Raw genomic sequence first — 22,039 nt, 5'->3', positions numbered from 1 at the left:
AAATTGATTTATATTATACTATCAATTAGTATTGCTTATAATGGTTCGGCACGGGAGGTGTATGCGTTGGAACAGAGTCTACGTGTTTTCATCACCGTCGCCAAAACCCGTCATTTCTCCCGGGCGGCGGAGGAATTGCATATGACCCAGCCAGCGGTAAGCCAACAGATCCGCTCCCTGGAAAACCGGTACCATACTCGGTTGCTGGAACGGAATAACAAATCAGTCCAATTGACCCCTGCAGGGGAGATTCTACTCCGTGAGGGGTTAGAGATATTGAACCAATATGCCCGAATGGAGCGATTGATCCAGGACTTGACCCATTCCGCCAGCGGCCCTCTCTCCATTGGGGCGAGTTACACCTTCGGGGAATATGTGCTGCCACGGATCCTCTCCTCGTTTTGTACACGGTATGAACAGATTGACCCCAAAGTGACCATTCATAATACGAAACGAATCGGAGAGGGGGTCGTTCGCAGGGAGATGGATATCGGCATCGTGGAAGGGGAACTGTCCCATCCCCAACTGGAGATGAAACCCGTTGCGGATGATGAATTGGTCCTTGTCGTTCCTTCCAATCACCCCCTAGCAGAGCAGAAGGAGGTCAAGGCCAGTGAGCTGAGAGGGGAACGGTGGATTCTACGGGAACCCGGTTCCGGAACCCGAGAAGCTGCGGATCGGCTGTTCCGGGGTGCTGAACTCACACCGGATACCATTCTGGAATTCGGCAGTACTCAGGTCATCAAAGAATCGGTGGAAACAGGGCTAGGGATCGCGGTACTCTCTTCTTGGTCCATCCGGAAAGAGCTGCTCCTCGGCACTCTCTGCTCCCTCCGGGTGCAGGATGTTCCGATGCGGCGTCATTTCTACACACTAACTAGGGCCACCTCTTTCCGGACCAAGGCCATGGATCTTTTTCTGGCCTTTCTTCGCCAGGAACTACGCAGGCGCACCTTACCCTCTTGTTGATGGACAAAGCTCCTTGCATCTTCCGGCATGAAAGACCGCCTGTTCCCAGGACAGAAGGGAGCAGGCGGTTTTTATAGAATGCGAGCGGGAAAACCCAGCCCTTTAGAGTTGGGATGAAAGCGAGCGTCGGACGAGGGAGGGCTTGCCCCCCCTCTCGCAAGTCCGACAATTCCAAGGTAGAATATGGTTAAAAGGAGGTGATTCAGTGATCCGTACCTATAAATTCAAGTTAGTGCCCACCACCGAGCAAAGGGAGAAGATTGAGTGGGGTCTGGGCATGTGCCGATGGCTATACAATGCCATGCTGGAACAACGTCGCTTCGCTTATAAGAGACGAGGTCTCTCCTTGAGCTATCATAAGCAAGCCACCGAACTTCCTTCGTTGAAAAAGGAAATCCCCGCATTTAAACAGGTTCACTCCCAGGTCCTTCAGCAAGTAGCGAAGCGCCTCGACCTGGCTTTTCAACATTTTTTCCGTCGTATAAAACGAGGAGAAAAGCCAGGGTTTCCCCGCTTTCAAGGGAAAAATCGGTTCGACTCCCTTTCCTATCCCCAAGCAAAAGCGTCGATGTTCCAGGGGAAGTTCATTCGGGTTCCCAAAATCGGAGACGTCCGGGTGAAGATGCACCGCCATATGAATGGGAGTCCCAAAACACTGGTCATTAAGCGAAAGAATGGTCGCTACTATGTGATGGTGACCTGTGAGGTGGCACCTTCTCCGATCCCTTTCAGCAGAAAGCAGGTGGGTATTGACCTGGGCGTGAAACATTTTGCCATCACTTCTGACAGGGAGTTCTTCCCGGCGATGCGCTTTTTGGAAAAGGGACTACGGGATATCAAACGGTGGCAACGGACCGTTTCCCGTCGGAAAAAAGGGTCCCATCGTCGAAGGAAAGCGGTGGCATGGTTAGCGAAGGCACATGAACGAGTGGCCAACCAGCGAAAGGATCTTGCTCACAAAATCAGCCGCTCCCTCGTGGATCGCTATGATCTCATCGCGTTTGAAAAGCTGAACGTAAAAGGGATGGTGAAGAACCGTCCCTTAGCAAAGAAGATTGCGGATGCCGCATGGAGACAATTGATTGACTTTACCACTTACAAGGCAGAATGGGCCGGTAAAGAAGTGAAGTTGGTCGATCCTTACAACACGTCTCAAGCATGTTCGGAATGCGGTCAGATCGTGAAAAAGGATCTTTCGATTCGTGTTCATTCCTGTAGCTGTGGCTATACAGAAGATCGGGACATCAACGCGGCGCGAAATATCCTTCATCGAGCGATGGGCTATGCCCCACAACCCACGATGGGACAGTTAGAACTTTCCCTTTTTTAGGCTCGGGCGGAGCCTTCGGGAGAGGGTAGCGGGTTGCCGTACCCAATGATCCGAGAAGCCCACGGGTTTAGCCGTGGGCGACGTCACGTAAGTAGGGTAGATTTAAGGCACCACTTTTAAGGGGCCAACTGCTTTCATCTTGAACTTCAGCTTTTCATTCATCCCGGATTCCAGGTGAAGAAAATGATAGGAGGGCTTTATGGTACCGGTTTCGGGATTGAAGGGGGCAACGATCAGGGCGTCTTTGTAGGTATCCACCACGACAAGGGGGTTGGGGCCGTCCGATACCAGGAAATACGACTGGTTTTTCGCAATGATGTGCCCGCTGGTGACGGCTACGGACACGACCAGAACAAGGAGCAAAACCACGGCAGTACTGGTGGAAGCGCGTGTCCTCTTCTGGGCGAAATGAAAAAAGAGAAATAATAGGAGAGCGTGGGCTGTGAAGGCCAGAAAATAGGGCCAAAGCCGGTCTCCCTGAAAGGTGAAGCCCAATTTCATCCCGATGATGACAGCGACCCCGGCGGGAATTAATAGAGCGAAAATGATTTTCCCATACCGTTGAAATCCCGTCATCGAAATGGATAGATAAGCGATCAACAGCATGAAGATAAGCAGGCAGACAGCCAAGATGACTGAGTTGATACTGATTTCGATAAACATGGAAGGAATCTTAAAATAGGATTTGTAACCGATTTCACTCAGGTAGGCGGCAAAATAGCCTAATCCCGTAAGGCCGGCAAGCAGAAATCCCTCGGGAGCTCGGTACAGGATCTTCTCCAAGGGTCGCAACTCTTTGAAAGACACAGAGGTCCTCCTTCCTATGTATGGTTTGGAATAGGGACATTATACAGGGAAATGTTTACCGTTGATATATGCATGAAGAAAACACAGAAACTTTTTTGCAAAAAAAAACCCCGTGGCAGCACGGGATTTCTCCTACTTATTACATCTGCAGGCTCGTCCACACTTCCAGTTTGGTCTGGATCTTGTCGATGATTTCATTGGTGAAATCGGAGGTGGTTGAGCTTCCGCCCAGGTCGGCTGTACGGGTCCCTTCCTTCACCGTTTCGATGGTCGCTTCGTAAATGGCGCGGGAAGCCGCGGGGGCTTGAGGGTGTTCCAGATGGGAGAGAAGGGAGGCACTGGCCAGGATCATCGCCATCGGGTTGGCGATATTTTTGCCGAAGAGGCCGGGTGCTGTACCGTGGGGGGCTTCCGCCATAATTACCTGCGGGTTAAAGTCTTCGTCAAAACTCATCAGAATGGACTCGGAACCGGCGATGGAGCCGAAAAGTTGCAGGACCATGTCGCTTAGGCAGTCGCCGTCCCGATTGAGGGCAGGAATGACCAGCGGGTCACCGTGGTTGTTGAGAAGGAGCGCATAGGTTGCATCGATCAGTTGCGGTTCATAAGGGACATCGGGGTAACGTTTGCTGGCTTCGTCCATCTCTTCTTTCAACATTCCCTCATAGATCGGGCTTACGGTATACTTGGGTCCGCCAAAGACCTTGGCGCGGGTTTTTTTGGCGTGTCGAAAGGTATATTCGGCGACGGCACGGCAAGTCTTACGGTCGATCGCTTCCGTCCGGTAAGAAACCTCGTTGACCCCTTCCCCCTCTCGCCATTCTTTGGCACCGTAAGCGTCACCAACTGCCATTCGAATCACGGAGATGGGGGCGAAGGTGCCGGCGATCGGAACGACTCCGGGGATCCGGCGGCCGGTTCGGATGATCACTTTCCCGTCGATTTCCTTGCGAAGGATAGCGTTGGGGCTGCCTACATCTCCTTTTTCTTCAGGGGTGATGGTGGCTGCCTTCAGTCCGTATCCTCCTTCTTTCATGGCACGGGCAGCTTCAAAGACCACTTCGTTCTTTGTGTTGCGCCGATTTTCCAGACTCAGATCGAAGTGTTTAAAATCGATATCGAAACCGATCACTTCGGGTGCGAGTACCCGGAGTGATTCTTCCAGGAGCTCCTGGCCGGTCTGATCCCCTTCCAGGACCACGATCGTTTTCTTGTCCTCCAAAATAATCACCTCATGGGTTTTTGTCCTCCCCCATTATACCGAGAAGGGAAGGCTCATACCACACGACTGAAGATTCGAAAATATGACAAACCCTTGGCGATTACTGAAATCCCCCGTTTATACTGAAGATGAACCGTCATTGTACGTTATAATGAAAAAGCTATGATTCTTCGGAGAGAAAATAAGGAGTGGTATGAATTGAAGAACTTCCCGGCGGGGAAGGGTTTGACTTTGATTTTGTTGTGTCTCTTTCTGGTTAGTTTGCCTTCATCCGACCCTGCTGTTATAAACTTAAGGGACCAGCCGGATGTAAAAGGGAAAGATTGGATCGACCAGAAAATCGAACAGATGACGCTCGAGGAAAAGGTGGGCCAGATGTTTATCGTCGGTTTCCAGAATGGGGATCGGCCAGCCCGCGAAATGAATCGACAGGCGAACATTCTTATCCGTAAAGATCATGTGGGCGGCATCATTCTATTTGATCGTAATATCGGAACCCCCCGACAGGTGGGGCATTTGACCAATCAATTACAGGACACGGCTTTGGCTGTTTCGCCGCAAATTCCTCTCTTCGTCTCTGTGGATCAGGAGGGGGGAAAAGTGGCCCGTATCCGGGAAGGGGTGACAAACTTTCCGGGTAATATGGCTTTAGGAGCTGCTCGCGACGAGGAATTGGCTTATCAAGCGGGTAGAGTGATCGGAGAAGAACTGCGGGCGATGGGGATCAACATGAATTTAGCTCCTTCTCTGGATGTAAATAATAACCCAGCCAACCCCATCATCGGTGTCCGTTCTTTTTCTGGAGATCCATCCCTCACCTCGGTTATGGCAAAGGCTAATCTACGGGGCTACAGAGAAGGGAATGTATTATCTGTCATCAAACATTTCCCCGGACACGGCGATACGTCCATGGATTCCCACGTCGATATGCCGACAGTGGATCATCCCTTCTCCCGATTGAACCGAGTTGAACTGGTTCCCTTCAAGTCGGCGATCAGGGAGGGGGTGGACGCAGTCATGTCGGCGCACATTACCTTTCCGTCCATCGATGATACGCCAGGTCTCCCAGGAACCTTGTCAAAAAAAGTGTTAACCGGTCTGTTGCGAGAGAAGCTGGGTTATGACGGAGTCATCATGACCGACGATATGGAAATGGGGGCGATTGTCGAGAACTTCGGTTCAGCGGAAGCTGCGGTACGGGCGGTAAAAGCCGGTGCAGACATTGTTCTCGTCTGTCACGATCTCACTCGGCAACAACAATCGATTCACGCTGTCATCGATGCTGTAAAAAAAGGAGAGATCTCGGAAAAAAGGATTGACCACTCCCTACAGCGAATTCTGCGGTTAAAGGCCAAAAAATTGGGTGAACATGCCATTTTGCATCAACCGAAGAGCCGAACGGATCAAATGGCCGGGAAGGTGAATACACCGGAGAATCGGAAATGGGCTGCCCAGGCGGCGCAAATGGCGATTACCCCCGTGCGGAATGAGCGGGGGGTCCTACCCTTGGATCCCCGTTTATCGGGGGAGATATTGGCCGTCTCTCCCACCGGTGCAGAAGAACTGGGGAAAGCGCTGAAGGGGGAAGGATTCCAAACCGGAGTCCGATCCATTTCCATGCAACCGAAGCCTGAAGAGGTCCAACAGCTGGTGCACGATGCCGCTTCCGCTGACGTGGTGATACTAGGAGCTTTCCAGTGGCGGGTGAATGATGCCCAGGCGAAGTTGGCTGCTGAACTGAAAAAGACGGGAAAACCTCTAATCGTCCTAGGGTTGGATACACCTTATGATTTGATGGCGGCCAGCGGGGTGAAGACCTATCTTGCCCTTTACAGTTCCCAACCGGTATCGATGCGGGCTGCTGCCCGTGTTATTGCCGGCCGTGCCCGAGCGGAAGGAAAGCTTCCTGTCCGTGTACCAGGAATGTACCCCTTGGGGTACGCCGACGAAAGGTAGCAATATGGCAGAGGTTTAAAACTCCATGCAGGTTTTCCAGCGTTTTAATGCATGGAAGCGTGGGTAAAGGCAAACTATGGAGGAGGGGAACCCTTGGTCATCCAAATCAGTGCGGCTGTAGCCGCTACCGCATTTGTCACACTTGTGGTCGCTCTGGTGAGATCCCTAAATAAAGTGAACCATACGTTGGACTCAGTGGATCGAACGCTGGAGGAGATGAAGCCTCAGGTGGAGGAAGTGATCAACCGTACTAAGTCCACCCTTGACGAAACCAATCGGCTTCTGGCAGATCTCCAAGCGAAGAGCCAAAAGACAAATGCTCTGTTCCAGACGGTGGACAGCGTGGGTCACGGGCTACAGGAATTATCATCGACTCTCACCAAAACTGCTGTCATCCAGAAGGAACGCCTTAGCAACGTAAGTGCGCTTGTCAGCTCCGGTTTGGACATGTTCCGAAAATGGCGGTCCGACAAGCGGTCTAATAAGAAAAGCGTCACTCGAGTAAAATAAAAAAAAGGAGATGGGTCGATGGGTAAAAATAGCGGTGTGAACGGGAAAGACCTTTTCATCGGAGCGGTGATTGGTGGAGTGATCGGTGCTACAGCCGCCCTCTTGTTGGCTCCGAAGTCAGGGCGAGAAACCCGTAAGGACCTTTACAAGGGTTTGGAGACCGCCCGGGATAACCTACGTGACCAGAGCGAACAGGTCTCCCGCAAAGCAGTCGAAGTGAAAGACGCTGCAACTGACCGATGGATCGACATCCGTGAATCCACCGTTGACACCGTGAAAGAAGTGGCTTCTACGGTGGAAGGAGCAAAAGAGAAAGCGGGCAGGAAGCTGGAAAAAATCAGTGAAAGAACAGCCGCTAAATTGAAGTCTTAACCAGACCGAACCGCACCCCGAGAACGGGGTGCTTTTTTTGTCCTTGATGTCTATCGAGGGGGCTTGTCACATATACATGGGACAAACTACGGAATCGGACGGGAGGCTGGCATGAACAGGGAAATCATCTATGCATTGCTGGCGGCTTTTAGCTTTGGTGTTGCTCCCATCTTCGAAAAGTTGGGTCTTGCCCGGACGGAACCGACAATGGCCCTGTTTTTGCGGGCATCGGTAACAGCACTTCTCGTGTCGGTTTACCTGCTGTTTAGCACCCGGGGGGCAGGGTGGGGGGTACCTGATGGGAAATCCCTTGTCTATATTCTGCTTGGCGGGGTGTTTGGAGTCCTATTTGCCCAATATTTTTATTTTAAAGCGCTTCAGTTCGGGGAAGTAGGCCAGGTGATGCCAGTAGTTGGCAGTTTTCCGGTATTGGCTTTTATCCTTTCGGTGTTTATTTTTGGTGAGTCGGTAACCTTTGCTAAAATGGCTGGGATTCTAATGGTAGCGGCCGGTGTGGTTCTTCTTAGCGATTAACTGCAAATTCGTTTATTTTATAAAGGAATCAAGAGTATATGGGACATTGGGACGATCCATCCAGGATTGGGTGGGTTGTGCTTTTTTTTCGGACGTGTTCTCCTGAGACATAGGATTGCTGTCCATAAAACATGAAGTGAAACGAATTTGTTTGCTATACAATTTTCGGCACGAACAAAAGGTTCGAGCCGATGGAGCAGGAGGTACATATGAGTGTGGAAGATACGCCGCGAAAATCGATGACGGATGAATTTTTGGCACGTCTGGAACAGCATCGGCGTTACCTGTACCACATCGCCTACCGACTGACAGGTAACACGGAAGACGCTAAAGACCTGATGCAAGAAACGATCTGGCAAGCTCACCGAAAATCCAATAAATACGTATATGAGAAATCCCTGAAAGCATGGCTCCGTACGATGATGACGAATCGATTCCGAGATCAAAAACGGAAAAAAAGCTTGAAACTGGTCGCACTGGAAGACGCGTTTATACAATCAGAGCCCCCTCATTCTGTGGATAGGCTGTCCGTTGAAGAACAGGTGGAACAACGGTTGATGCTGGAACGGGTGAAGGAAGAGATTCAGGAACTGCCCGATATCTACCGGCGGGTAGTCCTCCTCCGTCATTTCCGTGGATATTCCTACACCGAAATCAGTGAAGCGTTGGACATCCCTGAGGGGACGGTAAAAACTCAGCTGTTCCGTGCTCGGAAGATGCTGAAGGAACGACTCTCCAAAAAGTAAGGGGATCGGCGAATGTCTTGCAGGGATATGGATCGATTGATCCAACTCTACGTAGACCAGGAGATCGACAACGAGGGGCATGAGCGCTTGCGAAAACATGTGGCTGAGTGTGATCTCTGCCGACAGAGCCTAGCCGAGATGATCACCCTCGTTCGGTCCCTGGAGGAAATCCGGAGTCACAGAGATCCGGGTCGCCCTGCCACAGTAATAAACAACCTTATCAAATGGGCGGCTGTCTATACAGCCATCCTCTTTTTCGTCACATTCGGCCCGTCTTTGTTGGACCATCGCCCTGTCTCCGTCGACGGAGAACAGGCAGGGTCCCAAGGTACCTCTTCGGTTCCCGTCGACCCGAGGACGTCTCATCGGGAAGTGATGGTGCTGGCCACCCAAAAGGAAAAACTTCATATTCCGGATAGCGGCTATATCAAAGTGATGCGACCGCGAAATCTTGGAGAAAAGATGGAGATGGATACCGCCTGGGTTTATCCTAGCGCCATCCCCGCCTTGGCCGAAACAAAAAATGACTGGGTGAAGCAGATCAAGCGGCTGGTCTTCGTCAAAGTACCTGACAACGAAACTTTCCGCACCTTGCTAACATCAGCTGGAATTCCTTTGGAGGTCGAAGGGAAGGGTGGCGTGGAGAAGGGTTCTTTTCCCGCTTCCATAATCCTGACAACGGGGGAGAAACCTCGGGTGGAAATCTTCGATTTTCCGGATAATGAAAAAAACATTTCCCGCTGGTTTGACAAAATGGCAGCGACTCCGGCGATACACTGAGCCCGTTTCAACACAGAGGAAACGGGCCCCTTTTTTCTAACAGGTTGGATCTTTTTTCCATCCCCTTGCCATTTCCGAAAAAAAACGGTGACAGGTTTATCGAACTCGGTTATAATAAGCGTTAAAATTTCGGAAGAGGGGAGTTGTGAGATATGAGTCAGGAATTGAACAAGCTGCGGGAACAGGTCGACGGGATCAACACCCAGCTCTTGGAACTCCTGAGCCGCCGTGCAGAGCTGGCCCAGCAAATCGGCGATGTGAAAAAGGCCCAGGGGGTTAACCGATTTGATCCCGTGCGGGAGAGAGATATGCTGGACCGTATTGTGGAGGCTAATCCCGGTCCCTTTGATAATGATACGATCCGTCACTTGTTCAAACAGATCTTCAAAGCTTCCCTCGATCTACAGCAGAAGGATCATAAAAAAGCCCTTCTGGTCAGCCGCAAACGGCACCCCGAGGATACAGTGGTTCACGTAGGAGATGTCGTCATCGGCGATGGTCGTAAAACGTTGATTGCGGGCCCTTGCTCGGTAGAGACGGAAGAACAGGTATTCCAGGTGGCCCGCTCTCTCAAAGAACAGGGTTTGAAGTTATTAAGGGGCGGTGCATTCAAACCGCGTACTTCCCCCTATGACTTTCAGGGCCTCGGTGAAACCGGTCTGTCGATCCTGCGCCAGGCGGCGGATAAATACGGCCTTAAAGTGATCAGTGAGATTGTCAACCCGGCCGATATGGAACGGGCTGCCCGCTATGTGGATATCGTCCAGATCGGTGCCCGCAACATGCAAAACTTTGAACTATTGAAAGCCGCCGGTGACGCCAAATTGCCCGTTTTTCTCAAACGGGGAATGTCGGCGACTGTGGAAGAGTTCCTTTTTGCCGCTGAATACATCGCTTCCAAAGGAAACACCCAAGTGATGTTGTGTGAACGAGGCATTCGTACCTATGAGAAATGGACGCGTAATACCCTCGATATTTCGGCAGTTCCCCTTCTCAAACAGGAGAGCCACCTTCCGGTTTTCGTGGACATTACCCATTCCACGGGGCGGCGGGATATCCAGTTGCCTGTGGCCAAAGCTGCACTGGCAGCGGGAGCGGACGGCCTGATGCTGGAAGTCCACCCTGATCCGTCGGTGGCCCTTTCGGATGCCAACCAACAGATTGATATCCCTCAGTTCGAGACCTTTATGAACGAGATGCGTTCTACTGGGCTTTTCAAAAAATCCGAAGAAACACCTGTCGTTTGAATAACTTGGAAATCAAAGGAACCGGTTTGGTGAAACCGGTTCTTTTTTGTTTTCCGTGGATATCCTATGAAGGATACGATTCGTACTGGAACAGATCACCAATGATTCCCAAGCCTTGAGGAGCTGCTTATGTATCCCTTTGCAAATGGTTTTCGTTTGTAATATCCTTATAAGAACCAGTCTCGTAGCAGCCCTATGAAAAACGAACTACGGAAATTAGGTGTGGAAAAGATGGGGAAAAAAAAGGAAACGATTACGATCTACGATGTCGCTCGTGAAGCTGGTGTGTCCATGGCGACGGTATCCCGTGTTGTCAACGGGAACCCGAATGTAAAACCCGTTACCCGTAAAAAAGTGCTGGAAACGATCCGACGAATGGGTTATCGTCCTAATGCTGTCGCCCGTGGCCTGGCGAGCAAAAAAACGACCACCGTGGGTGTGGTAATCCCGGATATCTCGTACGCGTTCTTCGCCGAACTGACGCGGGGGATTGAAGATATTGCCAATATGTATCATTACAACATTATCTTGTGCAATTCCGACCTCAAAAAGGATAAAGAACTTCAATTGATCGAAGCCCTGCTAGAGAAGCAGGTGGACGGGCTTCTTTTTCTTGGGGGGGAAGTGACGGAGGAACATCGGGAGATCTTTGCTGGTGCTCAGGTCCCAATCGTCTTGGCTGGGACGAGGGATGACGTCGATGAGGAACGCCCTTTTGTTACGATTGACCAAGTTCAGGCGGCCAAGGATGCGACGCAGGTCTTGATCAAGGAAGGTCATGACCGGATCGGTTTAGTCGGTGGCCCCCTCGATGATCCGATCATCGGTTACCCTCGTTACCAGGGGTATAAAGAGGCAATGGAAGAAGCAGGACTGAACATAGACGAAAACCTCGTACGTCTAGGTAACCTTCGCTACGACTCGGGAGTAAAGGCTGCAGAGGAACTCCTCTCCTCCAACCATCCTCCCACAGCTATTTTCGCCGTCAATGACGAGATGGCTGTCGGTGTTATTCACGCTGCCCAGGACCTGGGTCGAAAGATTCCGGAGGATGTATCCGTGATCGGTTTTGACAACATTCCTCTGGCTGCCCAAGTGCGACCGCTTTTATCGACGGTTGCTGTTCCCATGTACGATATCGGAGCGGTGGCGATGCGTCTGTTGACCAAGTATATGAATGACGAGAGTATTGAAGACAACCGGGTTCTCCTGCAATACAGGCTCGAACTGGCTGACTCTACTCGGCTGAAGGAATTTTAAGGCCGGATAGAGCCAATGAGGGGAGACAGAAATGCAAAGACCGATCGGTTTAATTGGAGCGATGGCGGAAGAGATCGCTCTTTTTCTTGAGGAGATGGAAATAGAAGCGACCAGAGAGCTTGCCGATATCACCTATACGACGGGACGGTTGAACGAGACCGAAGTAGTGGTCTGTCAATCCGGTGTCGGCAAAGTAAACGCTGCTGTCTGCACCCAGAATCTCATCCGGGAGTATGGGGTGGAGGCGGTAATTTTCACCGGGGTAGCGGGTGCTCTAGATCCTTCCCTGGACATCGGGGATATCGTCGTCTCCACCGCCTGTCAGCAACATGACGTGGATGCAACCGCCCTCGGGTTGCCGAAAGGTACGATCCCCTTTCAGGAGACGTCGATTTTCAAAGCTGACCGGAAATGGATTCGTCTGGCTGAGGAAGCAGCCGCGGGGTGGACCGGAGGTAAAGTCCTCAAAGGAAAGATCCTCTCGGGGGATCAGTTTATCGCTAACGCTGATGCGGTCCGTGCATTAAGAGACTCCCTGGGTGGAGTTTGTGTTGAGATGGAAGGGGCGGCTGTCGCCCATGTTTGCCACCTTCATCGCATCCCTTATGTGGTCATTCGGTCCATGTCCGACCGGGCCGATCATAGCGCCGATATCAACTTCGCCGACTTTGCCGTAGCCTCTGCCCGGCGATCCAACGGGATTGTGCAAGAGATGCTGAACAGAAGACAAGCGAAAAGCGCTCAGTAAAGGAAGAGAAAAAAGTCCGTCCGGTTATCGGATGACGGGCTTTTTTTATTTAAATAGAGACCCATTTTATTTTTCGATAGAAATTTAATTTGATAAAAGGGATAGTTTACTATATAATAGTATTGTTTTCACGATTAATCAAGGGGTGGAAAGAGAATGAAAAAAGTGTTTGAAGCTTTAACCGGAATCGGTGTTATCGGATACCTTTTAACCAAACTAGCCTTAGATGGAGAGCCGAAGGTATTGCTATACGCTTCTGCCGTACTGGTAGCGATCGGGTTATTGGGGAGGCTGGTTATGGCGATGATGTCTTCGGAAGAGCAATGATCAGATAGGAGGGTCTGTATGGAAAACAACAGGACCAATCAAATTTTGAGTGAAACGGATACGAAGATCATTGAACTCATCTCTCAGGAAAAAGCCAATAAAGAAATCGCTGATCTCTTGGGCATGCCCCAAAGAACGGTGGAGTACCATATCACGACCATCATGCGAAAAATGGGAACATCCACACGGTTAGGAGCCGTGATGCGTGCGATTCAAAAAGGAATCATCCAAGTGCAAACGCCTTATCCGACAGAAAACAGCGAAAGGAGAGGAAACTGTAGCGTGAACAGTGAGGAGTGTGTCCGTTTCTAGCGCAATGCTCGATAGGGACGCCATTTACATCGGGCGGGGTACTTGTGGAAGCCCTTGTTTTCTTACCCAGTGCTCGCCACTAAGCCCCCTGCCATCAAAGAAAAGCCCGCTGACAGCGGGCTTTTCTTCGATGGTACAACAGAGAGCAGTCCATCATTTATAGAAAGGCGAAGGTGTTCGTTCAGAAGCAGGAGGAAAATCTCTATAGGAGGATCATTTTATGTTGTTAAAATAGAGGACCCTTGCGTAAAAGCGCAAAACCATTACTATTGACGATAGATTGAACGAAATGATAGGATTTTATTGGGTAAAGTTAAAGGCGGGGGAGGTAGAAAAATGGGCTGGATTTTTAAAGCGAAAAAAGTCGTTTCCGCCATTAAGAAATATGGTCCCAAGGCTATTGCAGCCATCAAAAAAGGGGCAAGAAGCGTCTACGACAGCTTCATGGCTGCGAAGGCAAAAGGCTGGGTCCACCTGACCTGGTGGTTGGTTAAGAACACGAGCGCTTTGGGCGCCATCTATGATGCACTTAAAAGTGCAGGCTTAATTTAAAGACTCGCTGACCGTTATTGTTACACGTTGGGCGACGTGGATTAACGTCAACGAGTCCTAGGGAAAAAGACGAAATAGCACTTCACTAAAACATGAAGTCGCCTTTAGCTTTACCCACTTTTTATAATAAAGGCAGGGTAACACCATGTCAAACGACTTGCCACTTGTTTATGCCAATCAATTGAGGAAAAGTTTTGGGAACAAAATAGTGTTGCGTGATCTGCATTTCGAGTTACATGAAGGTACCACCGCGGTTCTTTTTGGGAAAAACGGGGTGGGAAAAAGCGTTTTTTTAAATTGTATCCTGGGCTTTCTCCAGGCTGACCAGGGGGAAGTGCGAATTGATGGACATCCGTTGACGGATCGCATCCATATACGAAACACCTCTGCATTCATTTCTTCTGATCATCAAGATTTTTTAAATCTGTTTACACCGAGGGAATACTTCTCCTTCGTTCAGGAAATATATCAGCTTCCCAAAGAGGAAGCGACAGCCCTCATTCAGCAATGGAGCGATGATCTTCAGGTGTCAAGGGAGATGGATTCGCTTTTCTCAGGTCTATCCTTTGGTACAAAAAAGAAAATCCAACTGATCGGTGCTCTGCTCTTCAGGCCGAAGCTTCTCGTATGTGATGAGATTTTTGAAGGGTTGGACAGCGATGCAGTCAATTACGTCATCGCGGTTTTCGATCGACGACAGAGAGAAGGCCAGTCATCCCTGTTTACGACCCACATCGCTCAGTATGCGATGAAAACCACTAGCAAACGGTATGTGTTGGAGGACGGGCAAATCAGAGATTTTGATTGGGGATAGAATGGATCATGGACTTCGCGATCTATCGAAAACTTTATCGAAAAGCAATGGACGAAAGTGAACCGAAGGGGCTGCAGTGGAAAGAGGTTGCTCAGCACTTTTTGTTTGCTTTAGTTCTGTTTTTGATCCTGTCCCTTGTTTTAGGTACATTCAATGTCGATCCTGGGACCGTGATCGGAGTCTACTTGGCTTTGCATATCATCATGGACCTGTTATTTTTGTTTAGTACCACGCAATTGTACGAAACCTCTAATCGGATAATGGGTTTTCTCCGCCATGTACCGATCACTGTTCGGAAGATCTTTCTCTATCATTTCTTGTGTTCAGGGATTTCGGTTTCTTTTTTTGTGGAAATCGGGGTTGTTTCCCTTACCCTTTTGCATTATGGTGCCAGTGGGATGGAGGTTTTGATGCTTTATCTCCGTCTGCAGGCGATTAATTTTATCCGTGTTTTTCTCGATCTTTTTATCCCGTTTGCGAATAAAGTCAAGATCAATGCGGTCACCTGGTCCGTTTCCATATTTGGTTTCGCCATGTTGATGCAAATTTTCGTGGGAACCGGTTTGATCGGGCCTGTTGTGGTGGGGGACGTTTATCTGGTGCTCGATATTTTGCTTCTATCCGGCTGCCTGGTTGCAAGCCTCTTTTATCCTGTAGTGATAAAAGGCATGTTGATTGACGGGAGAGAGCACAATTCCTCGACCTATGTTCCCTTTACGGGTTGGTTTGCTTCCGTGACAGGAAAGCTCTTCAATCCACCCAGCCGCCTGTCTACTTTAGTGCGTATGCAAATGGTTCGATTGATTCGCGATCCCGAATACATCAACAAGCTTCTGGGTGTGGGGATCATCGTCTTTATTTTCTCCAGTATCAACACCCTTTTTCTAGAGGATTGGCTGGGGTCCTCCGAACATTTGGGCGGAAAAGACGACCTTCTCTACTTTTCTTTCTTCATTTCTTTGTTGGGCTTTTACAATCTCCGTTTGGAGTTTTCCTTGACAAAGCGTCATCACCTGGAGTATTTCCCCGTTCTCCGGTTGCTGGAACGCCTAAGTCTCGATATCGCCCATGGGATCCTACTGTGGATACTGGCCGCATTGGTCTTGTCGTTGCAGGTCGTTATCGATCCGGGGAAATTACCATTGCTTTCCGAAGCGATCATCGCCTATGTTTGTTTTTATCTCATCGGTTTAGGGGTGGAGATTCCCGGACGTTCGATTACGAAGGGGAACAAATGGGTGATGTACCTTCAGTTTTTTGCCCTAGCGACAGTGGTGGAGATTGCTTTTTTGATCCCGTTTGTTTTTTGGGTCGACCTGCTGATCTTGGCCCTCTGTTTTGCATGGCTTTATTTACGGGTGTATCGAAAGTTGCTCCGTACCTGATAAGGAAAGGAAAAGCCTGGCACTGGCAGTTTGTCGGTGCGGGCTTTTTTTGAATGAACCTTTTCTAAGAAAAGGAAACCGTGATGGGGGAGACCGGGTATGGTATAGTGGTGGAAGATTTCGCGACAGAAAGGAACGGATCATGGGACGATATTCGGATCAGGTCGGGCGGCGGCGCACCTTTGCTATCATCTCACACCCCGACGCCGGCAAGACCACATTGACGGAAAAACTCCTTCTCTTCGGTGGAGCAATCCGGGAAGCCGGTACGGTGAAAGGACGAAAGGCGAGTAAACATGCCGCATCCGATTGGATGGAAATTGAAAAAAAACGGGGAATCTCGGTTACATCCAGTGTGCTGGAATTCCGTTACCGAGATTGCCATGTTAACATCCTGGACACTCCCGGACACCAGGATTTTAGTGAAGACACCTATCGAACCCTGGCTGCAGCGGATAGCGCCGTGATGTTAATCGATTGCGCCAAAGGGGTGGAACCTCAGACGATCAAACTTTTCGAGGCTTGCCGGATGCGGGGGATTCCGGTTTTTACTTTCGTCAACAAGCTGGACCGGCAGGGGAAAGATCCCCTTGAGCTCCTGGAAGAGATTGAGGAGGTTCTCGGTATGCGTTCATGCCCGATGAACTGGCCTGTCGGCATGGGAGCTGATTTCTGCGGCGTCTATGATCGGGACAATCGACGGCTGATCCGTTATGAACGGGGAGCCGAGGCACGGAAGATCGATACGGAGGGGGCTGGAGATAGCCGCATCCGCCAGGAAGTGGGAGATGTTCTCGCTGACCGGCTGGAGGAAGAGATTGAGCTGCTCGACATTGCCGGTGACCCTTTTGATATGGAAGCGGTACGAAACGGGAAGCTGACACCCGTTTTCTTTGGAAGTGCCATCACGAACTTTGGTGTCGAGACTTTTCTGGATACGTTCCTCGACCTAGCTCCCTCCCCAGGCCCCCGCTCTTCGGATCAGGGATCTATCAATCCGGAAGACGAGCGTTTTTCCGGGTTTGTTTTTAAAATTCAAGCCAATATGAACCCGGCTCACCGTGACCGAATCGCCTTCCTTCGCATTTGTTCCGGTCGTTATGAGCGTGGGATGACGGTGAATCATGTGCGAACGGGAAAAGGGATTAAGTTGGCCCTACCCCAGCAATTTATGGCTCAGGACCGCTCTGCTGTGGAGGAGGCTTACGCTGGTGATGTGGTTGGCCTCTTTGACCCGGGCCACTTTCAGGTGGGGGATACCCTGTGCGAAAGGGGGCGCTTCCGTTTTGAACGGCTGCCTCAGTTTCCACCGGAACACTTCTTGCGGGTTTCCAACAAAAACGCCATGCGCTACAAACAATTCCAGAAGGGGCTTGTTCAACTGGTGGAAGAAGGGGCGATCCAGCGGTACCGTACATTCCTTGAAGGAATGGATGAGATTTATATCGGTGCCGTCGGGGAATTGCAATTTCAAGTATTTGAGTATCGAATGAAAAACGAGTATGGGGTTGACTTGATCCTTGACCGAATGCCCTTCCGCTTCGCCCGTTGGTTGAAAGGGGAAGTGGCGGATCCTTCCCGTCTCGTCTACCGTGGCCATACCCGTTGTGTCAAAGACTCACGTGATCGGTTGGTGGTTTTGTTCACTTCGGAGTTCTACCTGTCTACACTGGAAGAAGAAAATCCCGACCTTCAATTTCTCAAATTGGCAGAGGGTTGAAGTCCGGGAAAAAAGCTTTGTTATGGGTGTTAAGCCATCCGATTATACACTCCCCCTGCCGAAGGGTACCGGCAGGGGGAGTGGTGTTTATTCCCGTTCTCCCACCCTTGGAATATGTTTCAATTTAGACGACCACGCGTGTTTGGATATAATTAAAGGAGCGGAATACTGGAAAAAGTGCGATTTCTACACAGCTGGCATTCGGGGGGATCGGGTCATGGTCAGAAGAGGATTGTTGGTGCTCACGGTCACGATGTTGGCAGTATCCTTGGGCTTCGCTGTCTATTTTTCACAAGAAGCCATACAAGCGGACAAGCCACAGGATCGAAAACCGATCCACCATCACCCAGAGTTCCACTTGGTGTTTATTTCCCAAGAGATGGGCAGTCTCTATTGGAAGGAAGTGGAGAAAGGAGCGAGGGCAGCGGCCGCAGACCACGATGTCGTCATTGAGTTTGAGGCCCCGGCACGTCCCAATATCGAAGAACATGTCGGATTGATCGAAAGGGCTGTTGCCTCGCAGGTAGATGGCATTATTACTCAGGGGCTGACTGACCAAGATTTTACTCCCGTTATTAACAAAGCAGTGGATCGGGGTATCCAAGTGCTGACGGTGGATTCGGATATAAAGGGAAGCAAGCGATACGCCTATGTCGGTACGGACAACTATCGGGCCGGATATCTGGCAGGAGAAAAGATGGCGGAGGCGATGGGAGGAGAGGGCGACGTTGGGATCGTCACGAGCAGTGAGAAAGTAAACAATATGAAACAACGGATTGAGGGGTTCAAAGATGCCGTTCGTCAGCACTCCAAGATTCGGATTGTGGCGGTGGAAGAGACCCATTTATTGAAGAAGACCTCCCAAAAAGCGGGGGAGATTTTCAACGCTCATCCCGATGTAAAGGGTTTTTTCGGAACCAGCGCATCCGATGCTTCCGGTCTGGTGGAAGTGGCCGATGAAAGGGGGAAAATCGGAGAAGTCGTGATCATGGCCTTCGATGATCTTCCCCAGACGCTGCGGTACCTGGAAGAAGGGAAGTTAGAGGTGGTTGTTGTCCAGCAGCCCTATGAAATGGGATATCGCTCCGTGACATCGATGCTGGCTCTCCTGAAAGGAAAGCAACCGAACCGAGACATGCATACCTCTGTCCGGTTGCAGACATCGGACGACCTTCGGAAAAAGGAGGAGACGCCGTGATCCGCCTCCGAACGAAATTGTGGGCATTCTTTCTCTGTGTGATCCTCTTGCTTTACGGAGTGGCTTATGTTCTATATGACAGCAGTCAGCAATCCGTAGAGGAATATAACCGGAATTTTAAGCGCTTCTTGTTGTTGAATGACGTCTCGCAACAAACCGACCAGGTTTTACAGGCTTTGAACACCAATCTAAACGAAAAATCCCCGAACACCCGAACGATCTACCAACTTCGCCGAGAAAAACTGCTGGATCTACAGGAACGTCTGGTGCCGGAAATTCAGCATCAGAAGAATTATATATTGTTAGGTAATTACTCCAACATGATTCGTAATTTTTTGAAAGAGTCTGACTTGGCATTGAGCTATTCAGGGCTGAATGATGATGCGCAATCGGCCTATCATTACGAGCAAGCTGCACAGCTTTCCCAGTTCATTCTTCAGACGACACAGGATCTAATCGATAGTGAATTGACCCAATATTATCCTTTTTATGCCGGGATGGTGGAACGAAACCGACAGTTGCAGTCAATGAGCACAGCTATTTTTATCTCCATTCTGTTGACAGCGGGATTGTTTACTTACGGGTTTGCGGGTGGGATCACCCGTCCGATCGAACGGTTAGTCCGAGAGGCTAAACAGATTTCCCGTGGAAACCTGGACGGTAAGGACATCCAGGTGAAAAGTCGGGATGAAATCTATTATCTGGCTGAAACCTTCAACCGAATGCGCCAGCGGTTGAAAGAACTGATCCAGGAAATGAAAGAAAAAGCTGCTCTGGAAAAGGCGTTACAACAACAGCGGGTGAAAAACCTCGAAGTCCAAAACCTGTTGAAAGAAATGGAACTGAAAGCATTGCAGAGCCAGATCCATCCCCATTTTTTGTTTAACACGCTTAATACCATTTCCAAATTGGCCTACTTGGAGGGGGCGGAACAGGCAAGTGGACTGATCGAATCGGTCTCCCGCATGTTCCGTTACAATTTGAGAAGGATGGATCGCCCGGTTGCTCTGAGAGAAGATGCTCAGCATGTCCAGCATTATTTCGCCATCCAAAAGGCGCGCTTCCGGGATCGGGTCCAGATGTCCATGGAAGTGGAAGAGTCGTGCCTTTCCCACATCCTTCCCGTTCTTACCCTGCAACCACTGGTAGAAAATGCCTTCATACACGGGGTGGAGGATTGTGAATCGGGAGCGGAGATCGGTGTTCGCATCTACCGAAAGCATGAAGATGTGGTGGTGGAAATCAAAGACAATGGGAAAGGGATGGATGCGGAAACGGTCCACCGCTTATTGCATCCGGCAACGGAAGGAAACGTTCGTCCATCCGGGCATTCAACCGGGCTGGGGGTCCAAAACGTGTTGAAGCGTCTCTGTCTGTTTTATTCCCGAGACGATGTGATGACGATTGAATCAGAGGAGGAGAAGGGAACGCTCGTCCGCCTCCGTATGCCTTTTTATCCGGATGAAGGGAGCGATCACCATGTACTCGTTGCTCATAGCGGATGACGAACCGATTGAAAGAGAGGCGATGCAGGTCATGATTCAACGTCTTCTCCCTAACCGGGTTCAGGTAGTGGGGGAAGCGGAAAATGGCCGAGTTGCCATTCGTCAGACAGAAGAAAAACAGCCGGATATTGTCATGATGGATATCAAAATGCCCGGCATCGACGGGATCGAGGCCGTCCGGGAAATCCGCCGTCAAAAGCCGGACACTCATTTTATTATGATCACAGCCTATGACCATTTTCAGTACGCCCGAGAAGCCATGCGGCTAGGGGTGAAGGAATATATTTTGAAGCCCGCGTCTAAAAAGGAAGTTGCAGAGGCGATCGAACGAATCATTCGAGAAATCGAAACGGAACGGTCCCGCCGAGAAACGGAATTGGATTTAAAGGATAAATGGATGCGTGTACAACCTTTGGTGGAGACGGAATTGGTGGCGTCCCTCTTGCTGGATCGCGTGTCCGATATCAGTTGGGAGGAATTATCTCGGTTGTTGCAAGTTCGCATCGGTGCCGGTTTCGCTTTCGTTATTTCCCTTTTGCCGGGTAAAGAAGAAAATCCATCGATGGAAGAGCTTCGCCAAACCTGTGAGATCATCAAAGATCGTGTGAAGCAGGAAGACTCCCGTTGTTTCGTTGGGCCCATGACGGGTAGGCAGATTCCGGTATTCGTGGTTTGGGAAGAACTGGAGGGATCGGGGGGCCCTTCAGCCAAAGCACGGATTCTCGGTATCGTCAGACATATGGTGCAGGTCTTGAGACAGACGGTGAATCAGGAATTGTTCATCGGTGCGGGAACGGTTTCGGGAAAAGTGGAAGGGATGCGGAGGTCTTATTTCGAAGCCTTGATGGCTTCCCGGGACCCTGGCTTACCTGCGAGGTATGCGTTGTTTGAGGATTTATCCGGTGAAGTAGCCACCGGCCGGGCGGCCTTGCTGGATGCTGAGAAAGAAGTTCTGGAGGCGGTGGGCGAAGCGGATGCCGAACAATTGTTGTACCGGTATGATCGGTATTTTCAGAAGGTCATTTTGGAAACAAAGGGAAAGGTGAACGATTGCCGCAACCGGTTGATGGAACTGCTGATCCTCCTGCACCGGGGAATGAGTGGCCCCGGAACAGACGGATTGGAGTGGGAACGGCTGCGAAGCTCGGAGACGATCGGGGAACTGCGCGAATTGGGCCGCCAGTATTTGCTGGCATTGGTCCATGGTGTACGAAATCAAAGACGGTCCCGGCTACAGAAACGACTGGAACGGGCAAAGGCCTATATCCGGGAGCATTATCCTGACCAACTGACATTGGAGTCCGTGGCGGAGCATGTGAAGATGACGCCGTATTATTTCAGCAAATTAATGAAAGAAGAATGTGGAATCACCTTTATTGACTATTTGACCCATGTCCGAATCGAAAAGGCCAAACAACTGATTGGAGAGGGAGAATTGAGCCTGAAAGAGATCTGTTTTGCGGTGGGATACCATGATCCGAATTATTTCAGCCGTGTGTTCAAAAAGGTGACAGGAGTTCCACCGAGCCGCTATTCTCTCACGTAAGGTTGGACTACGCCGAAAGATGTGCAAGATCGGATAGGGAATAACAAAAAAGTGCTACCCATCTGTGTTGCTTTATCGAGATACAGGATTCGGAGGGGAGAGTGCAAAAGAGTGAAGCAATTTCAAAAAAAGTGAAGGCATTTACACGCCGGTGACCCCTTTAGGAATGGTACATTCTTAATTGAAAGCGATTGCAAAT

Annotated in this window: 22 protein-coding genes; 20 read left to right on the top strand and 2 right to left on the bottom strand. The window is 50.2% G+C overall.

Going from position 1 to position 22,039, the window contains the following annotated elements:
- Nucleotides 1-66: 66 nt before the first annotated feature.
- Together ACFOUO_RS09355 and ACFOUO_RS09350 are read left to right on the top strand one after the other, a co-directional pair.
- Nucleotides 67-969, top strand: coding sequence for a LysR family transcriptional regulator (locus ACFOUO_RS09355; protein ID WP_380704500.1), 903 nt, complete (start codon nt 67-69; stop codon nt 967-969).
- A gap of 205 nt (nt 970-1,174) precedes the next feature.
- A complete protein-coding gene (locus tag ACFOUO_RS09350) occupies nt 1,175-2,299 on the top strand; it encodes an RNA-guided endonuclease InsQ/TnpB family protein (protein ID WP_380704498.1) in 1,125 nt (374 codons plus the stop codon).
- Nucleotides 2,300-2,401: 102 nt separating this feature from the next.
- On the opposite strand, the gene ACFOUO_RS09345 is transcribed toward ACFOUO_RS09350, so the two are convergent.
- Complete coding sequence (locus ACFOUO_RS09345) at nt 2,402-3,106, bottom strand: hypothetical protein (protein ID WP_380704496.1); 705 nt, start codon at nt 3,104-3,106, stop codon at nt 2,402-2,404.
- A 139-nt stretch (nt 3,107-3,245) separates the two neighbouring features.
- Nucleotides 3,246-4,328, bottom strand: a complete 1,083-nt coding sequence (locus ACFOUO_RS09340; RefSeq protein ID WP_380704494.1) for an isocitrate/isopropylmalate family dehydrogenase — start codon at nt 4,326-4,328, stop codon at nt 3,246-3,248.
- A gap of 198 nt (nt 4,329-4,526) precedes the next feature.
- Here ACFOUO_RS09340 and nagZ point away from each other — a divergent pair, with 198 nt between their 5' ends.
- The 18 genes from nagZ to ACFOUO_RS09250 all read left to right on the top strand — a co-directional run bounded on the left by nagZ (nt 4,527) and on the right by ACFOUO_RS09250 (nt 21,840).
- Nucleotides 4,527-6,284, top strand: coding sequence for a beta-N-acetylhexosaminidase (nagZ, locus tag ACFOUO_RS09335; RefSeq protein ID WP_380704492.1), 1,758 nt, complete (start codon nt 4,527-4,529; stop codon nt 6,282-6,284).
- A gap of 93 nt (nt 6,285-6,377) precedes the next feature.
- Entirely contained in the window at nt 6,378-6,794 is a 417-nt protein-coding gene (locus ACFOUO_RS09330) for a DUF948 domain-containing protein (RefSeq protein ID WP_380704490.1), read from the top strand.
- Nucleotides 6,795-6,812: 18 nt separating this feature from the next.
- Nucleotides 6,813-7,166 (top strand): YtxH domain-containing protein, encoded by a 354-nt coding sequence (locus tag ACFOUO_RS09325; RefSeq protein WP_380704488.1) that lies wholly within the window; start codon nt 6,813-6,815, stop codon nt 7,164-7,166.
- Between the two features lie 111 nt (nt 7,167-7,277).
- The gene (locus ACFOUO_RS09320; RefSeq protein ID WP_380704486.1) at nt 7,278-7,700 is read left to right on the top strand and encodes an EamA family transporter; all 423 of its coding nucleotides are present in this window, start codon (nt 7,278-7,280) and stop codon (nt 7,698-7,700) included.
- Nucleotides 7,701-7,909: 209 nt separating this feature from the next.
- Nucleotides 7,910-8,446 carry an RNA polymerase sigma factor gene (locus ACFOUO_RS09315; protein ID WP_380704484.1) on the top strand — a complete coding sequence of 179 codons (537 nt, stop codon included), beginning with the start codon at nt 7,910-7,912 and terminating at the stop codon, nt 8,444-8,446.
- Nucleotides 8,447-8,458: 12 nt separating this feature from the next.
- Nucleotides 8,459-9,226 (top strand): anti-sigma factor family protein, encoded by a 768-nt coding sequence (locus ACFOUO_RS09310; protein WP_380704482.1) that lies wholly within the window; start codon nt 8,459-8,461, stop codon nt 9,224-9,226.
- 152 nt (nt 9,227-9,378) lie between these two features.
- Complete coding sequence (locus tag ACFOUO_RS09305) at nt 9,379-10,473, top strand: bifunctional 3-deoxy-7-phosphoheptulonate synthase/chorismate mutase (RefSeq protein ID WP_380704480.1); 1,095 nt, start codon at nt 9,379-9,381, stop codon at nt 10,471-10,473.
- A 231-nt stretch (nt 10,474-10,704) separates the two neighbouring features.
- On the top strand, nt 10,705-11,733 hold the full coding sequence (ccpA, locus tag ACFOUO_RS09300; RefSeq protein WP_380704477.1) for a catabolite control protein A: 1,029 nt from the start codon (nt 10,705-10,707) through the stop codon (nt 11,731-11,733).
- Between the two features lie 31 nt (nt 11,734-11,764).
- Nucleotides 11,765-12,481, top strand: coding sequence for a 5'-methylthioadenosine/adenosylhomocysteine nucleosidase (locus tag ACFOUO_RS09295; protein WP_380704475.1), 717 nt, complete (start codon nt 11,765-11,767; stop codon nt 12,479-12,481).
- A 156-nt stretch (nt 12,482-12,637) separates the two neighbouring features.
- Complete coding sequence (locus tag ACFOUO_RS09290; RefSeq protein ID WP_380704473.1) at nt 12,638-12,808, top strand: hypothetical protein; 171 nt, start codon at nt 12,638-12,640, stop codon at nt 12,806-12,808.
- Nucleotides 12,809-12,826: 18 nt separating this feature from the next.
- On the top strand, nt 12,827-13,120 hold the full coding sequence (locus tag ACFOUO_RS09285) for a response regulator transcription factor (RefSeq protein ID WP_380704471.1): 294 nt from the start codon (nt 12,827-12,829) through the stop codon (nt 13,118-13,120).
- 336 nt (nt 13,121-13,456) lie between these two features.
- Nucleotides 13,457-13,672, top strand: a complete 216-nt coding sequence (locus ACFOUO_RS09280) for a hypothetical protein (RefSeq protein ID WP_380704469.1) — start codon at nt 13,457-13,459, stop codon at nt 13,670-13,672.
- Nucleotides 13,673-13,817: 145 nt separating this feature from the next.
- Nucleotides 13,818-14,486 (top strand): ATP-binding cassette domain-containing protein, encoded by a 669-nt coding sequence (locus tag ACFOUO_RS09275; protein ID WP_380704467.1) that lies wholly within the window; start codon nt 13,818-13,820, stop codon nt 14,484-14,486.
- Between the two features lie 8 nt (nt 14,487-14,494).
- The gene (locus ACFOUO_RS09270) at nt 14,495-15,871 is read left to right on the top strand and encodes a hypothetical protein (RefSeq protein ID WP_380704465.1); all 1,377 of its coding nucleotides are present in this window, start codon (nt 14,495-14,497) and stop codon (nt 15,869-15,871) included.
- A 142-nt stretch (nt 15,872-16,013) separates the two neighbouring features.
- On the top strand, nt 16,014-17,591 hold the full coding sequence (locus tag ACFOUO_RS09265; RefSeq protein ID WP_380704463.1) for a peptide chain release factor 3: 1,578 nt from the start codon (nt 16,014-16,016) through the stop codon (nt 17,589-17,591).
- Between the two features lie 217 nt (nt 17,592-17,808).
- On the top strand, nt 17,809-18,789 hold the full coding sequence (locus tag ACFOUO_RS09260; protein ID WP_380704461.1) for a sugar-binding protein: 981 nt from the start codon (nt 17,809-17,811) through the stop codon (nt 18,787-18,789).
- On the top strand, nt 18,786-20,294 hold the full coding sequence (locus ACFOUO_RS09255; protein WP_380704459.1) for a sensor histidine kinase: 1,509 nt from the start codon (nt 18,786-18,788) through the stop codon (nt 20,292-20,294). The genes ACFOUO_RS09260 and ACFOUO_RS09255 overlap by 4 nt, the downstream gene beginning before the upstream one ends.
- Complete coding sequence (locus ACFOUO_RS09250; RefSeq protein ID WP_380704457.1) at nt 20,269-21,840, top strand: response regulator transcription factor; 1,572 nt, start codon at nt 20,269-20,271, stop codon at nt 21,838-21,840. Before ACFOUO_RS09255 ends, ACFOUO_RS09250 begins: the two co-directional genes overlap by 26 nt.
- The last annotated feature ends 199 nt before the right edge of the window (nt 21,841-22,039 follow it).

This window comes from Salinithrix halophila, assembly GCF_042650125.1.
Lineage (GTDB): Bacteria > Bacillota > Bacilli > Thermoactinomycetales > DSM-45169 > Salinithrix > Salinithrix halophila.
Note: the sequence above shows the minus strand (reverse complement) of the source record. Positions and strands in the feature narration are given on the sequence as shown.

Excerpts from the sequence above, each read along its gene's own strand:
- ACFOUO_RS09325 (WP_380704488.1), top strand. The coding sequence starts at position 6,813 with ATGGGTAAAAATAGCGGTGTGAACGGGAAAGACCTTTTCATCGGAGCG.
- ACFOUO_RS09320 (WP_380704486.1), top strand. The coding sequence starts at position 7,278 with ATGAACAGGGAAATCATCTATGCATTGCTGGCGGCTTTTAGCTTTGGT.
- ACFOUO_RS09315 (WP_380704484.1), top strand. The coding sequence starts at position 7,910 with ATGAGTGTGGAAGATACGCCGCGAAAATCGATGACGGATGAATTTTTG.
- ACFOUO_RS09310 (WP_380704482.1), top strand. The coding sequence starts at position 8,459 with ATGTCTTGCAGGGATATGGATCGATTGATCCAACTCTACGTAGACCAG.
- ACFOUO_RS09305 (WP_380704480.1), top strand. The coding sequence starts at position 9,379 with ATGAGTCAGGAATTGAACAAGCTGCGGGAACAGGTCGACGGGATCAAC.
- ccpA (WP_380704477.1), top strand. The coding sequence starts at position 10,705 with ATGGGGAAAAAAAAGGAAACGATTACGATCTACGATGTCGCTCGTGAA.
- ACFOUO_RS09295 (WP_380704475.1), top strand. The coding sequence starts at position 11,765 with ATGCAAAGACCGATCGGTTTAATTGGAGCGATGGCGGAAGAGATCGCT.
- ACFOUO_RS09290 (WP_380704473.1), top strand. The coding sequence starts at position 12,638 with ATGAAAAAAGTGTTTGAAGCTTTAACCGGAATCGGTGTTATCGGATAC.
- ACFOUO_RS09285 (WP_380704471.1), top strand. The coding sequence starts at position 12,827 with ATGGAAAACAACAGGACCAATCAAATTTTGAGTGAAACGGATACGAAG.
- ACFOUO_RS09280 (WP_380704469.1), top strand. The coding sequence starts at position 13,457 with ATGGGCTGGATTTTTAAAGCGAAAAAAGTCGTTTCCGCCATTAAGAAA.
- ACFOUO_RS09275 (WP_380704467.1), top strand. The coding sequence starts at position 13,818 with ATGTCAAACGACTTGCCACTTGTTTATGCCAATCAATTGAGGAAAAGT.
- ACFOUO_RS09270 (WP_380704465.1), top strand. The coding sequence starts at position 14,495 with ATGGACTTCGCGATCTATCGAAAACTTTATCGAAAAGCAATGGACGAA.
- ACFOUO_RS09265 (WP_380704463.1), top strand. The coding sequence starts at position 16,014 with ATGGGACGATATTCGGATCAGGTCGGGCGGCGGCGCACCTTTGCTATC.
- ACFOUO_RS09260 (WP_380704461.1), top strand. The coding sequence starts at position 17,809 with ATGGTCAGAAGAGGATTGTTGGTGCTCACGGTCACGATGTTGGCAGTA.
- ACFOUO_RS09250 (WP_380704457.1), top strand. The coding sequence starts at position 20,269 with ATGTACTCGTTGCTCATAGCGGATGACGAACCGATTGAAAGAGAGGCG.